The following is a 13,171-nucleotide window of genomic DNA, read 5'->3' as shown; positions in this document are numbered from 1 at the left end:
AGTCGCGTCCGGCCTCGGCCCGGGCGGTCCGCGACGAGCGGCTCAAGACCGAGATCACCCGCATTCACCAGGACAACTACCAGGTCTATGGCGCCCGCAAGGTCTGGCGGCAACTGCAACGCGAGGGCCACCAGGCGGCGCGCTGCACGGTGGAACGCCTGATGCGCGGACTCGGCCTGACCGGCGCCCGCCGCGGCCGCAAGGTCCGTACCACCGTGCGCGATGACAGGCACGAACGCGCGGCCGACCTGCTGCGGCGCGACTTCACCGCCACCGCGCCCAACCGCCGCTGGGTCGCCGACTTCACCCACGTGACCACCTGGGCCGGCGTGGTCTACGTCGCATTCGTGGTGGACATCTTCTCGCGGGCGATCGTCGGCTGGGCGGCCGCGACCACCAAGCGCACCCGGCTGGTCCTGGACGCCCTGGACATGGCGCTGTGGCGGCGTGACCGGGCCGGACGGCCGGTCGGCCCGGGCCTGGTGCACCACTCCCACACCCTGGGCCTTGAGCAGCGCGATCTCCTCGCGCTCGGCGAACGACAGGAACCTTCCCGACAACGGGCTCAACTGGATCGAGGGCATGCCGCCACGCTCGCGGAACCACCGGGATCCGACCGGGACCGACACGCCGCACGCGATCGCCGCGTCCTCGGTGGTCATCCCCTCGGCGATCCGTTTCCAGAACGCCCGCTCCACATCCCGCCGGACCGGAGGCCGCCCAGGCGAACGCATCGCCGGACGCCCCGTCACCGTCGTCGCCCAACCCTTCGGCCTTCCCACGCACACCTCCACAATCAAGGTGTTGCGACGACCGGTTGAGCCCACCCAATACACCAGCTTCCGCTTCACTGCCCACCTGGTCGAGACCGGGATCGACGCCTCGATCGGCACCGTCGGCGACGCGCTCGACAACGCGCTGATGGAGTCGGCGATCGGCCTGTACAAGACCGAGCTGATCAAACCGCGTGGCCCGTGGAAGCACCTGACCGGCGTCGAACTGGCCACCGCCGAATGGGTCAATTGGTACAACACCACCCGCCTGCACGGTGAGATCGGCCACGTCCCACCCGACGAATACGAGGTCGGCTACTTCCAGAACCGCACGGAACCGCAGGTCACAGTCACAACCTAGAGCCTCTATCGAAACCGGGGCGCTTCATCCGGGGCAGGCGTTCGCTGGCTGTCCAATTGGGCACTAGGGCCGATGGTGGCGCGCGCGGGGTGGTTCGGCAGCAGGGCCCTGTGGTAACGATGGCGAGCATGAGCGAGACGCCCATCCCATACGCCGGCGCCCACGACGGCCTCATGCGGGTCCTGCAGCTCCACACGCGCCGCGGGGTAGTTGCCAAGGCCGGCGTCACCGTCGGTATCGACGGTGCCCACTACCACCAGCGTTGGGGGAGGGCGGCCTTCGAGATCCCGGCGGACAAGCCAGTGCACGTTGCCGTGTCGCAGGGAGGCGGTCAGATTGGCGTCGCCGCCACGGTTCTCACCCCTGAGCAGCCATCTGAGCTGGAGTACCGTGGCCCTGCGGCCCTGTACCTCGCAGGCACCATCGGAGCTCCCGGCACTGTGAAGCAGCGGGGCTGCCTGCTCCAACTCGCGATCTTCGCTCTTGCTCCCCTCATGGCGCTGGCGCTTGTGATCGTGATCGGCATCCTTCTGTCCCGATGACCGCCGACCCGGCTCTGATGCCGCACCCTGTGCGTGCCCCGACTCCACACCCCTTCACATACACCTGGGGCACCCTCGACGACTGGTGGCGCACGCTCGGCGTCAACTTGTGAGGTGTGGTGCACGCCGCGGCCTGCGGACAGGTGGTTCACCGATCTTCGCGTGCTTGAGCCTGATTGACGACGCCCCCCGGCCGCGGACAGTCCATTTACGACGTCCTGCAGCATCCCCCGCGGGACCCGATAGTGGAGATGATTCACGATGCGTAACCTGAGGGACTTGGAAGCAGAGCTGAGCGACCTGGAGCACCGCCTGCCGGACCTGCGCCACGTGCGGAATCTAGGACGCGACGTGCGTGACCTGGACCGAAACGAACGGAAGGCCCTCAAGAGCACCCTGCGGGTCTTGAGCCCGCGCGACCTGAAGGACCTGGGACGCGACCTCGAAGACCTGGGACGCAACCTGGATCGGTAAACGCGGACAATGCGCCCAGACAGGCCCGCAGCCGATGTCGAGGTCGCCGTCGGTGTCGCCGCCGAGTAGCCCGCCGCCCGCGCTGAGGGGGGCTGTTCAGTTATCGGCACCTCTCTAATCGCCCTTGCCGGGTCGGCTTTGCTGGAGACTCGGTGCCTGGTGGCCGCCGGCGGGTGAGCACTGACACTGGCAGGTCACGCTCTCCTCCATCATCGCGGCCATCACCTGCATGCCCGCGCCCACGGCCAGGGCCAGCAGGCCCTCCCGCACGCTGCCGGCCATCGCGACCTGGACGTGCGCGGGCATCGGCACAACAGCATGGGCTACGGCGGCATCGGCCTGCGCGGGCGCGGCGGCCTCAAAGTTCTACGAGGTCCGGGACGACCTCGTGGCGGCGGTTCCGCACCGCCCAGGCTCACGCGATCATCGCGTGCGACTTCCTGGTCCCGGAGACAGTGCCGCCGGCAGCGACCTGGAGCAGGTCGTCCGGACCGGTGTCCACATCACCGTCCCCGGGTACTTCGCCGAGATGAACGCGCTACCGCGAGCACTTCAGCGAGCCTTGCCCGGCCAGGACCACGGCGGTGACCGGCCTGGCCGTCCCCGGTCCAGGTTCGGAAACGACGCGGTTGCCGCCAAGCGCTGACCGCCGGGAGCAGGACCGCAGCCTTACCGGGCGGACCATCCACCGTCGACAAGGAGTTCCGAGCCGGTGGTGTAGCCGGAGTCGTCACTTGCGAGATGGGCGACGGCCGCGGCGACTTCCTCGGGGCGGCCCAGGCGGCGCATCGGGGTGTTGGCGAGCATCGCCGAGTGGCGCTCGGTGTTCCCGTACCTGTCAAGCAAGGCTCGGGTGCCTATGAAGCCAGGGACGACGGCGTTGACCCGGACTCCGGCGGTGGCCCAGTGCAGTGCCGCGTTCTTGGTCATGGCCATGATCGCCGCCCCTGAGGCCGACGCCGGCTGCGTGCGCCGCTTCGTCACGCTCTTGCGCGAGGGCCTCAGCGGTCCGGACGCACGTGGCCCGGTAGAGGGCGGTCTGACCGTCCTCATGCTGGTCAAGGTTGGACGGACGGCGTCAACCCGGGTTCCGTTGATCGTCACAGTCCGCCGCCGCGTGGGCGCCGAGGGGAGGGGGCTCGGCGCCCAGGTACGCGAGGTGGGTCAGACCTTGCGGAAGGGGATGCCGAGGAGGTTCGCCGCGGCGCGGTAGTCGTCGGCGCGGTGTCCCAGGGACAGGGACCAGTGGTGCCCGATGCCGGTGGCCGACCAGTCGTCGACCCACTCTCCCGGGTCGCGGCCGAAGTCCACGCGGCTGGTGGTGTTGCCGATCTCCAGCAGGGGTCCGGGGACGACCTCGCCCTCGCTGGCGATGAACGTGAGGGTGCCGTCGCGGTCCTGGCCCAGCCCGAGCAGCGTGACGAGGCCGTGCTGGACGTCGAACTCGACCGACACTCCCCAGCCGCGCTTGCCGTGGTACACGCCCAGGCCGCGCAGCAGCGGGTCGCGGCTGGCGACGGCGAGGTGGGCGGGGCCGTCGTGGCCCATCTCGACCACCCCGTCCTCGAAGTTGAGGGCCTGGATCTCGCAGAACGATCCGCCGGCGCCGGCGACCTGGGTGACGAGCTGGGCGACGGAGGTGCGCAGCTCGTACTCGCCCGTCGCCGGCAGCCCGCGGGCGGTCAGCAGCGAGGCGCCGAGGATCATTCCGGCGCCGAGGCGCTCGTGCAGCTCGCCGTTCAGGCCCCGGTGGTAGTAGGCCAGGCTGTCCAGCTCGAAGTCCTCGACCAGCCGGTCGAGCCCGACCGAGACGCGGGCGCCCCAGGCGAAGTCGTCCTCGACGACGGTGTCGTCGAGCGTGAAGATCTGCCGCGCGAGGTCCATCCGGGCCGCCGCCTCGGTGTCGGTGACCTTCTCCACCCGGTGGCGCAGGTCGTCGAACTCCAGCACCTCGACGTGGCTGCCGAACGTGGCGGGCAGCAGGGTCAGGTCGGTGGAGACGTCGAGCATGCCGGGGTACACGTGGCCCATCAGCCCGTGCCGGGCGTGGCGCAGCGTCGCGCGGATCTTCGCGGCCTGGATCCACCGCCCGATACGGGTCCACGCCGACTCCTGCGTGAGGTGGCCGGACACCGAACGGAACGGGATGCCCGCGCGGCGGAACACGTTGCCGACCTCGGGGACGGAGCACTGCCCGCAGTAGGCCAGCCAGTCGCCGGTGCCGAACGCGGCGTGGTCCATCTTCTCGGTCGGCTGCAGGTCGATGACCAGGACCGGGGTGTTGGACCGCTGGGCGATCGGAAGCACCATCGAGCTGGTGAGGTAGGTCGTGAGGAACATGACGATCAGGTCGCAGTCGGCCTTGCGCAGCAGCTCCGCCGCGGCCGCGCCCTCCTGGGCGTCGGAGATGAAGCCGGCGTCGGTGACCTCGGCGTCCATGTCCTGGAAGCGCTCGGAGACGTAGCGGGCCGACTTCTGCAGTTGCGGCAGCAGGCCGGGGAACTGGGGCCAGTACGTGCCGAGCCCGCCGGCGACCAGGCCGATGCGGGTCTTGCGGCGGACGACGGGCGGGAGCAGGGAGCGGTCGACGGTCGCCTCACTCATCGGGATCCTCCTCGGTCGGTGCGCTGCGTGGTCGTGACGGCGGACGGGGCCGTAGGTCGTCTGGCCGGACATGACGGGAACGGTCGGGACGCTGAGCGTCAGGCGGACTGGAGGCCCGGATTGCCGTTCTCGGTGACGAAGGACGTGCGGGTGCTGATGGGTGCGCCGGGCCGGGTCACGTACGGAAGGACGCGGAAATCGGTGCGGAAGGTGCTGTCGTCCAAAGTGCAGCGCATGTAGCCGCGCTGGTAGCTGGTGAATTTGATGTGCTCGTTGGCGTCCAGGACGCGGAAACGGTAGAAGTACTCGCGGTCCGGTCGCAGACCGCGTACCTCGACGTGCACGGAGTGGGCCAGCTCCGGGGTGGCGAAGGCGTGGCCGCGGCGCACGACCTTGCGGAAGCGCTCGTCGGTGGCGATCTCCCAGCCGACCTGGACCTTGCGGGCGGGCATCCCGCCGGAACCGTCCAGGGCCAGCGGCTGCGGGGCGAGTCTGGTCCACAGCACGACGCTGTCGGGCCATGGGTCGCCGGAGGCGACGCCGAGCGCGAACGGATCGGACGGGAAGACCGGTGCCGCGCAGCTCGGTGCGGCCGACAGGCCGGCCGCGGCGGCGCCGAGGCCGACGGCGCCGCCGGAGAGAAGCAGGCTACGGCGGTCGATGGCCGGGCCGTGCGGTGCCGGGGCTTTGGTCATGCGGAACTCCGTGCGGTGTGGAAGTTCGAGTCGGTGGGGGCTCGGCGGGACCGGGTCTCAGCGGGGGCGAGAACGGGCTTGTCGGTTGTCTGAAGGGTCACCGGCCCCATGAGGCCGCTGGCCCGCTGCCCCGTGAAGACGAAGTGGGTGGGGCTGGTGTCGTCCAGGTACGGGGCGAGGGTGCCGTAGACCACGATGTCGATCTCGTTGCGGCCCTGGCGCAGGGCGGTGCCCAGGTCGAAGGTGTACGGGGCGCAGATACGGACGCCCGCCGGGGTTCCGTTCACCGTGACCTCGGCGGTGCCCCGGACATGGCCGAGGTCGAGTCCGGCCGGTCCGGGGGCGGTGGCCAGGTCGAGGACGCGGCGGTAGCGGACGCCGCCGCTGTAGCCGGTCAGGCCCCTGTCCTCCCAGTCGCCCAGGTCGATCGTGCCGGGGCCGGTCTCGAACCGGACGGGTCCGGCGAGGGCGGCGCCCTCCTGGTGCCCGGGGTTCGTGCGCAGGCGGACGTCCACGGTCCTGGCCGGGCGGTGCTCGCCGGGCAGTTCGAGGTCGAACGTGTCGCCGGTCCGGACGGGCTGGAGTGTGGCGCCGTCCAGGACGATGCAGGTGACCTCGGCTCGGGCGGTGAAGCGCATCCGGGTCGCGCCCGGCGGCACCGTGCAGCGCAGCCACTCGGTGCGCGGGCCCGTACCAGGGACGGCGAAGGCGGCGGGCAGGACGCCGTCCTCTTCCAGGTCTTCCAGCCAGCCGGCGGCGGGGAGGGGGTGCGGGCGCCGGTGCAGGTGCAGGGCCGCCGGATCGCCGTACTGGGCGCGTCTGGCGACGACCGGTACCGCGGCTCCCTCGCGGGTCGCCTGCCAGCCGGTGCCGGAGACGAGCGGACCGTCCACCAGGACGCTCGCAGGGGTCCGGTCCTCGGTGAGGACGAGGGTGAGCCGGGCGCCGGGCCCGCCGGGCAGCGTGTAGCGGCCCACCCGGGGAGTGTCCTGTTCGGCGTAGGGCTCGAAGCCGCCCTGGCGTCCGAACTCCACGCCGTCGACCAGGACCCGGCAGGCGGCGGCGGAGGCCACCTGCAAGACGCCCGAGGCCGGCAGTTCCGCGGTGAAGGCGACCTGCGCGCCGGGACGAGGCGTGCCCGCGGCGGTCATCCATTCGGGCCGCAGGCAGCGAGTGGGCGCGGTGGTGGTGGACAGGTGGCCGCGCAGCCGCAGGTCCTCGTCCGGGACCAACCGCACTTCCAGCATGTACGAGCCCTCGGGAAGCGGGCACTCGGACGTCGCCAGGTATCCGCGGTCGTCCAGCGGAACGGTCTCTCCGTCCAGGAGGACGGTCTTGGCGGCGGCGGCTCCGAGCACCAGGTGTCCGCCGGGGGACGGCACGGTCATGCGGGTCCGGACGACCACCTGCCGCCCCGCCCGGACCTGGCCGAAGTCGAGGAACTCCTCGGGTATGTGTCCCTTCGGCCCCAGGACGGCTCGGTGGATCGGGTCCTTGCGGATCCCCCTGGCGTCGGAGTAGACGATCGGCCGCCACTCGCCGGCGCCGCCGTCGGTGTCGGCGTCGGTCCAGACGGCGTGCGGGCCGAACGTCGCGTGGACCGGCGTCCACTCCTCGCCGGACGGGTCGTCACCGGCGCGGTGCCACAGCCGCCAGCTCTCCAGCACCGGCATTTCCCCGTAGGGCCGGGCGAAGTCGCCCCAGGTGTTGTCGAGCGTCGGCACCAGTTCCATGTCCCAGGTCGAGCCCAGGTCGGTTGCGCAGTCGAGCCGCTCGGACGGGGCTTGAGGGGCCGCGTCCCCGTCACCGGGGAAGATCAGCAGAGCGGCGGGGGCGTCGTCGAACGGGACGACCACGTCGACCCACGACGGCCCCTGCACCGCGGGAAGGGGGCGCGGTTCGCCGCCGAAGGGGCTGACCAGGAAGGCCGGTCCGCTGACGCCGCTGACGCGCACGCGCATGTCCCGGTGGTAGCGGCCGGGGTCGAAGTCGTAGGTGACGTCCAGCCAGCCCAGGTCGATCCCGCGTTCGTCGGGGGCGCCCACCGAAACGCGGCTGGCCATCGACTCGGCGGCCGTCACGAACACGACGGTCGCGCCGTCCACCTCGCGTACCAGGGCCGGGACGGGAGCCTCCACCCGCCGCGCGCCCTCCAGGAAGGGGGCGAGGGAGCCGGTGTCGGCGACGGTGTCGACCAGGGACGCCAGGCGGGCCACGGCCTCGCCGGCCGCGGGGTCGCCCACGCCGAGCCGGGGCGGCGGGCCGATCGCGACGACGCGTCCGCCGGCCTCGACCAGGGCGGCCAGCCGACGCGCGGTGTCGCCCTCCAGCACCGTGCAGGCCGGGAGCAGGACCGTTCCGTACGACTCGCCGGCCACCGCCAGCCGTCTTTCGGTGACCTCGGCGCGCTGGACGGAGTCGTCGTCGATGACGTCGGCGTCGATCCCCAGCCGGCCCAGGGCGCCCGGCACCATCTGGAACCAGGCCAAGTCGCCCACCAGCGCCCGGTAGGTCTCCTGGGCCTCGGCGGCGAAGGAGTCCGCGCCGTCCAGCCGCGACCCGGCCTGGGCGGTCGCCGTGGGGAACAGGACGGCGACATCGCATAGGTGCCGTCCCATGGACAGGGCCGCGCAGAGGCGCGTGACGGCCTCGGCGAAGACGCGGTGGTGCGGCCAGTAGGGCTGGCGCCAGTCCGTGGAAGGCGGAGCCCACTCCCACCAGCCGGCCTTGGTCGTGTAGTAGGCCGCGTGCGGGTTGTAGAGGGTGGCGCCCGCGCGCAACCACGGGAGCAGCCAGTCGAAGGTCTCCTCCAGCGTTCCGCCCCACCCGCTGGAGTGGAACGCCTCGATCCACACCCGGTCGCGCCCGTACAGGTGCGCCAGGGACGAGTGGACGCGCGCATCACCGTGATGGTCGGAGCCGGGGGCGCCGAACCAGCGGTGCGTACGGGCGTAGTCGGCGTACAACCGGACGCCGTCCACGGGATGCCCGGCGCGCGCCGGGTCCTGCTGGTCGCATCCGTGCAGGAGGCCGTGCCGCTCGTGCCACTCGGCCAGCGGACGGAAGAACGCCTCCTCGGCCAGCTCCCCCCGGGTCAGGTGGAAGTCGCGGCGGACCCGCAGCGCTGCGTCGTTCCCGTCCTTCCACAGCGACGGCAGGTACGGGGCGAGGTCGTAGCCGCGGCGGGCGGCGAACTCCTCGGCGAACCCCTCCGTCCAGGTGGGGATCGACGGCAGCTCGTCCTGGAAGGAGCCGACGATCGCGCTGCCGAAGCGATGGCCCAGCCGCCGCTCGTACTCGCCGTGGACGCGATCCAGCAGGGCCGCGCATGCCTGCGCCGACAGGTAGTCGAAACCGCGTGCGGAGACGCCGCCGTCGCGCTCCAGCCACTGCCCGGCGTACGCGGGGACGTCCCGGACTAGGCGGGCCTGGAGGTCGGCGCCCGAGAACCCGAGCTGGTCGTAGAACCAGAGTGAGACGCCGAGCTCCAGGGCGTCCTCGCAGACGCCGTCGAGCAGCTCCCACCAGGCGCCGGTGAAGAAGGCCGGCTCGTCGGCGTCCGCGCCGAACATCGGACCGGACGGCGCCAGGTTCAGGATCACCAGGTTGTACACGCCGCCGGCGGCGAACCGTTCGAGCTGGTCGCGCAGCCGCCGCCGGTCCAGCCGCTCGCCGCTCCACCACCAGATCGGGGCGGGGGAGTGGGAGCGGGGCGGGGCGTCCAGCACCGCCCGCAGCCGCCGCGGAATCACCGGGGTCATCCTTTCAGCCCGCTGGCGAAGCCCTTGATGACGTACTTCTGCAGAACCAGGAACACCGCCAGGATCGGCAGCGAGGCCAGCACCAGCCCGGCGAACACCAGGCCGTTGTCGGAGACGTACTGGCCGACGAACGCGAAGATCCGCACCGGCACCGTCTCGCGGGTGGAGCCGCCCAGGTAGAGCAGCGGCGTCAGCAGGTCGTTCCAGATGAACACCGCGTTGAGGATCAGCACCGTGCCGGTGATCGGTCGCAGCAGCGGGAACACCACCTGGGTGAACGCGCGGAAGTGCCCGGCGCCGTCGATCAGCGCGGCGTTGGCGTAGTCGGCCGGCAGCGCCCGGACGAACCCGGTGTACAGGAAGATCGTGAAGGGCAGCTGGATGCCGGTGTAGAAGATGATGATCCCGGGATAGCTTCCCAGCAGCCCGGCCGAGTCCACCATCGTGAACAGCGGGATCATCCCGAGCTGGAACGGCAGCACGATGCCCAGCAGGAACAGCATGTACAGGCCGTAGCCCAGCCGGGTCGCCTGCCTCGACAGGTAGTAGGCGGCCAGCGACCCGAGCGCGATCAGCGCGATCAGGCTGACCACCGTGACGACCGTGCTGTTCATCAGCGCGGGGCCGATCTCGGCGCGCGTCCAAGCGTTGGCGTAGTTGTCCAGGCGGGGACTCGTTGGCAGCGACAGCGGCGACTCGGCGACCTGCCGGGGGTTCTTGAACGACATCGTGATCAGCGCGTACACCGGGAACAGGAAGGCCACCGCGACGGCGATCATCACCAGTTCCAGGCCGAAGGTGCGCAGCCCGTACCTGAGGCTCATGTTCTCACTCCCTGGGGGAGGTTCCCCAGACTCCGCGCACCGGCTCCGCCGCTCATGAGGAGACCTCCCGTCCGCGCAGGTAGTAGACCTGCACCATCGACACCGCGGCGACGAACAGCGCCAGCACCAGCGCGATCGCGGTGCTGTAGCCGTAGTTGCCGAACACGAACGCCTGCTTGTACAGCACCGTGGACAGCGTCTCGCTGGCGTAGCCCGGGCCGCCGTTGGTCGCGGCGTACACCTGGTCGAACAGCTTCAGGCCGCCGATGGTCGACAGCATCAGGTTGATGGTCACGGCGGGTGCCAGCAGCGGCCAGGTCACGTGCCGGAACCGCTGCCACCGGCCCGCACCGTCGATCATCGCCGCCTCGTGCAGCTCCTCCGGGACGCCCTCCAGCCCGGCCAGGAAGATCACCATCGAGTAGCCGGCGAACTGCCAGATCACCATGCCCGCCACCGACCACAGCGCCAGGTCGGGATCGCCGAGCCAGTCCTGCCGGAGCCCGCCCAGGCCGACCGCGCCGAGGAGGCCGTTGATACCGGCCTCCGGCGCGGGGTTGTAGATGTACTTCCACAGGAGGGCCACCATCACCGGGCTGACCACGGCCGGGGCGAAGAAGACCACCCGCAGCACCGACCGGGACTTGATTCTGGTGTGCACTCCGAGCGCGAGCGCCAGCCCGATGCCGTTCTGCACGAACACGATCGCCAGGGTCAGCAGCAGCGTGTTGACCAGCGACCCGCGGGCCGCCTCGTCGCCGAACAGCCGCGAGAAGTTGTCCAGGCCGATGAAGTTCAGCTCGCCCAGACCGTTCCAGTCGGTGAAGGCGTACACCATGCCCGCGACGGCCGGGTACAGCACGACCAGCGCGTACACGGCCAGTGCGGGGGCGGCGAACCACCACGGCGGGGACAGGAAGCGGCGGCCGCGCCGCCGGCCGCGGCGGGCGGGCGCGCTCGCCGAAAGCGCGGTTCCCTCCGCGGCCGGGGCGGAACCGATGGTGGAGGTCACAGGTCAGGACTTCTTCCGGTAGGTCTCGTCCAGCTTGGCCAGCGCCTTGGGGATGGTGGTGCGCCCGCCCAGCAGCTCCTGGACGGCGGCGAAGTGCGCGGGCTGGACCTCGGCGTTGGGCCAGGCCTGGTCCATGAACGGCACGGCCTTGCTGCCGTCGATGAATGGCAGAAACGACTCAAGCACCGGGTCGATCTTGGACGAGGCGTCCCGGGTCAGCGGGACGCAGGCCACCGCCTCGGCCCAGGTGTTCATGTTCTTCTGCTCGCCGAGGAACTCCAGGAACGCCTTGGCCTCGTCGAGGTTCTTGCTGCGCGCGCTGACGCCCAGGCCGACCACCACGCCGGCGGGGATCCAGCACTGGTTCTCGTCGTCGGCGCCCGGCACCGGGAACATGCCCAGGTCGTCCGGGGAGGCGGCCTGCTTGCGGAAGTCCGGCAGCACCGCCGACACCTGGATCGCCATCCCGGCCTTGCCGGTGGCGACCATCGCCGTCTGCTGCTCGAAGGTGGTGCCGTTGGGGTTGCCGTTGAAGAAGCCGCGCTTCTGCAGCTCCAGGTACATTTCCAGCGCCTGCGTCCAGCCGGAGTTTGCGAAGCTCACCGAGCCCGCCTTCATCTGCTCGTCGAACCGCGGGTTCTTGGCGTAGACGGTGGACGGCACCAGCGCGTACGTGATCAGCTGTGTGACCCACGGGGTCTGCGCCCCCAGGGCGATCGGCGTCCTGCCCTTGGCCTTGATCTTCTCGCAGACCTCCAGGAACTCGCTCCAGGTCGCGGGCGGTTCGACCTCGGCCTCCTGGAACACCTTCTTGTTGTAGACGGCGCCGATGACGCTGGATCCGGCGGAGTAGGCGTAGGTCTTGCCGTCGTTCTGGAAGGCGGGCTTCAGCGTCGGCGGGACGCGCTTGGCCCACGCCTGGTCGCTGAGGTCGGCCAGCAGCCCAGCCTGGGAGATCTGCACCATGCTCATCGCCGACCCGTTGCCGGGGAACACCACGTGCACGTCGGGGGCGTTGCCCGCGCCGAGCCGGGTGCGCACCGAGGTCTGCACCTGGTCGGTGGGCGCGAACGAGACGTTGAACTTGCTTCTGGTGTAGGCCTTGACGAGCTGGTCCACGGCCTTCTGCTGGTCGGCCACGCCGACCAGCTGCAGCGTTCCGGCGCCGCCGCCCGTGCCCGTGGTCCCGCCGCAGGCCGCCAGCGCGCCCATGGCGGCGACCCCGCCGCCGAGCCCGAGGAAGCCGCGGCGGCTGAGGGAAGCTGTCCGAAGCGACGATGTCATGAGTCCTCCTCGAACCCCGCGGCCCTGTGCCGCGAGGGATCCGGCGGCCCGCGCGGGCCGCCTCGGGTGCCGCGGCCGGGGCCGCGGCGGCCGTACCGCCGGTGCTGCCGGCTAGGGGACGGTGCCCGACGGGTCGGCCGCGGTGAAGCGGTAGTCCCCCGAGGCCACCCGGCACAGGAGCGTTCCAGGCCCGGTGCCCGGGACAGTGACCCCGGCGGCGCCGGCCACCGGGATCCCGCTCTCGCGTACGCCCTCGGGATCTCCGGTGGGCACGTGCACGGTGGCGGTCGCGCCGGGTGGCACGCCCACTTCCAGCCGCAGCTCGCCGTCCGCCCGCGTCCAGGCGGTGCGGAGGGTGCCGCGGACCGACTCGTAGGCGGCGCGGGCCCACGCCAGTCCGCCGGGGCGGGGGCGAATCAGCAGCTCGCGGTAGCCGGTGGAGCCGGGCGCCTGGGCCGGCCCGGCGACGCCCTGGTAGAGCCATTCGCCGCGGCGGGCGGACGCCAGGCGCCACGACAGCAGCGGGGTGCGCTCGTCGAGTCCCAGTGGCTCGGCCAGGTGCTCGCAGCGAAGGCCGTACGGAGCCAGCGCCTCATGGGATTGGCCGGTCATGACGCCGTCTCCTCGATCCCGCATCAAGTTCGTGGATTTAACATCAAGAAGTGTGAGATTAGCGTAGGGATATGGATGTGGGGTGTCAAGACATCACTTACGTTCCGCTTCACGCGCACCTCCGCATCCTCCGGAAGGGGTACCTGCGCGCTCTCTCGGGCTGCGCCGCTGGTGGGAGTCGTGCTGGTCATAGGCGACGATTGCGGGTGCGCGCCCCGGGCCCGCCCCC

General features: G+C 71.1%; 11 protein-coding genes and 2 pseudogenes. 4 read left to right on the top strand and 9 right to left on the bottom strand.

What is annotated here, in order from left to right:
* The 4 genes and pseudogenes from ABD340_RS43815 to ABD340_RS43800 form a co-directional block, all read left to right on the top strand.
* A partial coding sequence (locus tag ABD340_RS43815; RefSeq protein WP_344597607.1) for an IS3 family transposase occupies window positions 1–821 on the top strand: 821 nt, incomplete at its 5' end.
* 4 nt (window positions 822–825) lie between these two features.
* Window positions 826–1,134 (top strand): annotated as a pseudogene (locus ABD340_RS43810) (integrase core domain-containing protein); the annotation flags it as partial.
* A gap of 128 nt (window positions 1,135–1,262) precedes the next feature.
* Window positions 1,263–1,676: a hypothetical protein gene (locus tag ABD340_RS43805; RefSeq protein ID WP_344597606.1), complete on the top strand. Its 414-nt coding sequence runs from the start codon at window positions 1,263–1,265 to the stop codon at window positions 1,674–1,676.
* 279 nt (window positions 1,677–1,955) lie between these two features.
* A complete protein-coding gene (locus ABD340_RS43800; RefSeq protein WP_344597604.1) occupies window positions 1,956–2,150 on the top strand; it encodes a hypothetical protein in 195 nt (64 codons plus the stop codon).
* A gap of 153 nt (window positions 2,151–2,303) precedes the next feature.
* On the opposite strand, the pseudogene ABD340_RS43795 reads toward ABD340_RS43800, so the two are convergent.
* The 9 genes and pseudogenes from ABD340_RS43795 to ABD340_RS43755 form a co-directional block, all read right to left on the bottom strand.
* Window positions 2,304–2,456: pseudogene (locus tag ABD340_RS43795) on the bottom strand (IS256 family transposase); the annotation flags it as partial.
* 363 nt (window positions 2,457–2,819) lie between these two features.
* Window positions 2,820–3,203: an SDR family NAD(P)-dependent oxidoreductase gene (locus ABD340_RS43790; RefSeq protein ID WP_344597603.1), complete on the bottom strand. Its 384-nt coding sequence runs from the start codon at window positions 3,201–3,203 to the stop codon at window positions 2,820–2,822.
* Between the two features lie 111 nt (window positions 3,204–3,314).
* Window positions 3,315–4,754, bottom strand: a complete 1,440-nt coding sequence (locus ABD340_RS43785; RefSeq protein WP_344597601.1) for an L-fucose/L-arabinose isomerase family protein — start codon at window positions 4,752–4,754, stop codon at window positions 3,315–3,317.
* Window positions 4,755–4,852: 98 nt separating this feature from the next.
* On the bottom strand, window positions 4,853–5,449 hold the full coding sequence (locus ABD340_RS43780) for a PhoD-like phosphatase N-terminal domain-containing protein (RefSeq protein ID WP_425547534.1): 597 nt from the start codon (window positions 5,447–5,449) through the stop codon (window positions 4,853–4,855).
* Window positions 5,446–9,201, bottom strand: coding sequence for a glycosyl hydrolase (locus tag ABD340_RS43775; RefSeq protein WP_344597600.1), 3,756 nt, complete (start codon window positions 9,199–9,201; stop codon window positions 5,446–5,448). The genes ABD340_RS43780 and ABD340_RS43775 overlap by 4 nt, the downstream gene beginning before the upstream one ends.
* A 5-nt stretch (window positions 9,202–9,206) precedes the next feature.
* On the bottom strand, window positions 9,207–10,034 hold the full coding sequence (locus ABD340_RS43770) for a carbohydrate ABC transporter permease (protein ID WP_344597598.1): 828 nt from the start codon (window positions 10,032–10,034) through the stop codon (window positions 9,207–9,209).
* 52 nt (window positions 10,035–10,086) lie between these two features.
* Entirely contained in the window at window positions 10,087–11,046 is a 960-nt protein-coding gene (locus tag ABD340_RS43765; RefSeq protein WP_344597596.1) for a carbohydrate ABC transporter permease, read from the bottom strand.
* A 3-nt stretch (window positions 11,047–11,049) separates the two neighbouring features.
* On the bottom strand, window positions 11,050–12,330 hold the full coding sequence (locus tag ABD340_RS43760) for an extracellular solute-binding protein (protein ID WP_344597595.1): 1,281 nt from the start codon (window positions 12,328–12,330) through the stop codon (window positions 11,050–11,052).
* 111 nt (window positions 12,331–12,441) lie between these two features.
* Entirely contained in the window at window positions 12,442–12,942 is a 501-nt protein-coding gene (locus ABD340_RS43755; RefSeq protein WP_344597593.1) for an alpha-L-rhamnosidase C-terminal domain-containing protein, read from the bottom strand.
* Window positions 12,943–13,171: the final 229 nt, after the last annotated feature.

It is taken from the genome of Actinomadura vinacea (assembly GCF_039532545.1).
GTDB classification, from domain to species: Bacteria; Actinomycetota; Actinomycetes; order Streptosporangiales; family Streptosporangiaceae; genus Spirillospora; species Spirillospora vinacea.
The sequence above is the reverse complement of the archived record's forward strand: the minus strand, read 5'-3'. Positions and strand labels throughout refer to the sequence as shown.

Excerpts from the sequence above, each read along its gene's own strand:
- ABD340_RS43780 (WP_425547534.1), bottom strand. The coding sequence starts at position 5,449 with ATGACCAAAGCCCCGGCACCGCACGGCCCGGCCATCGACCGCCGTAGC.
- ABD340_RS43790 (WP_344597603.1), bottom strand. The coding sequence starts at position 3,203 with ATGAGGACGGTCAGACCGCCCTCTACCGGGCCACGTGCGTCCGGACCG.
- ABD340_RS43805 (WP_344597606.1), top strand. The coding sequence starts at position 1,263 with ATGAGCGAGACGCCCATCCCATACGCCGGCGCCCACGACGGCCTCATG.
- ABD340_RS43755 (WP_344597593.1), bottom strand. The coding sequence starts at position 12,942 with ATGACCGGCCAATCCCATGAGGCGCTGGCTCCGTACGGCCTTCGCTGC.
- ABD340_RS43785 (WP_344597601.1), bottom strand. The coding sequence starts at position 4,754 with ATGAGTGAGGCGACCGTCGACCGCTCCCTGCTCCCGCCCGTCGTCCGC.
- ABD340_RS43770 (WP_344597598.1), bottom strand. The coding sequence starts at position 10,034 with ATGAGCCTCAGGTACGGGCTGCGCACCTTCGGCCTGGAACTGGTGATG.
- ABD340_RS43760 (WP_344597595.1), bottom strand. The coding sequence starts at position 12,330 with ATGACATCGTCGCTTCGGACAGCTTCCCTCAGCCGCCGCGGCTTCCTC.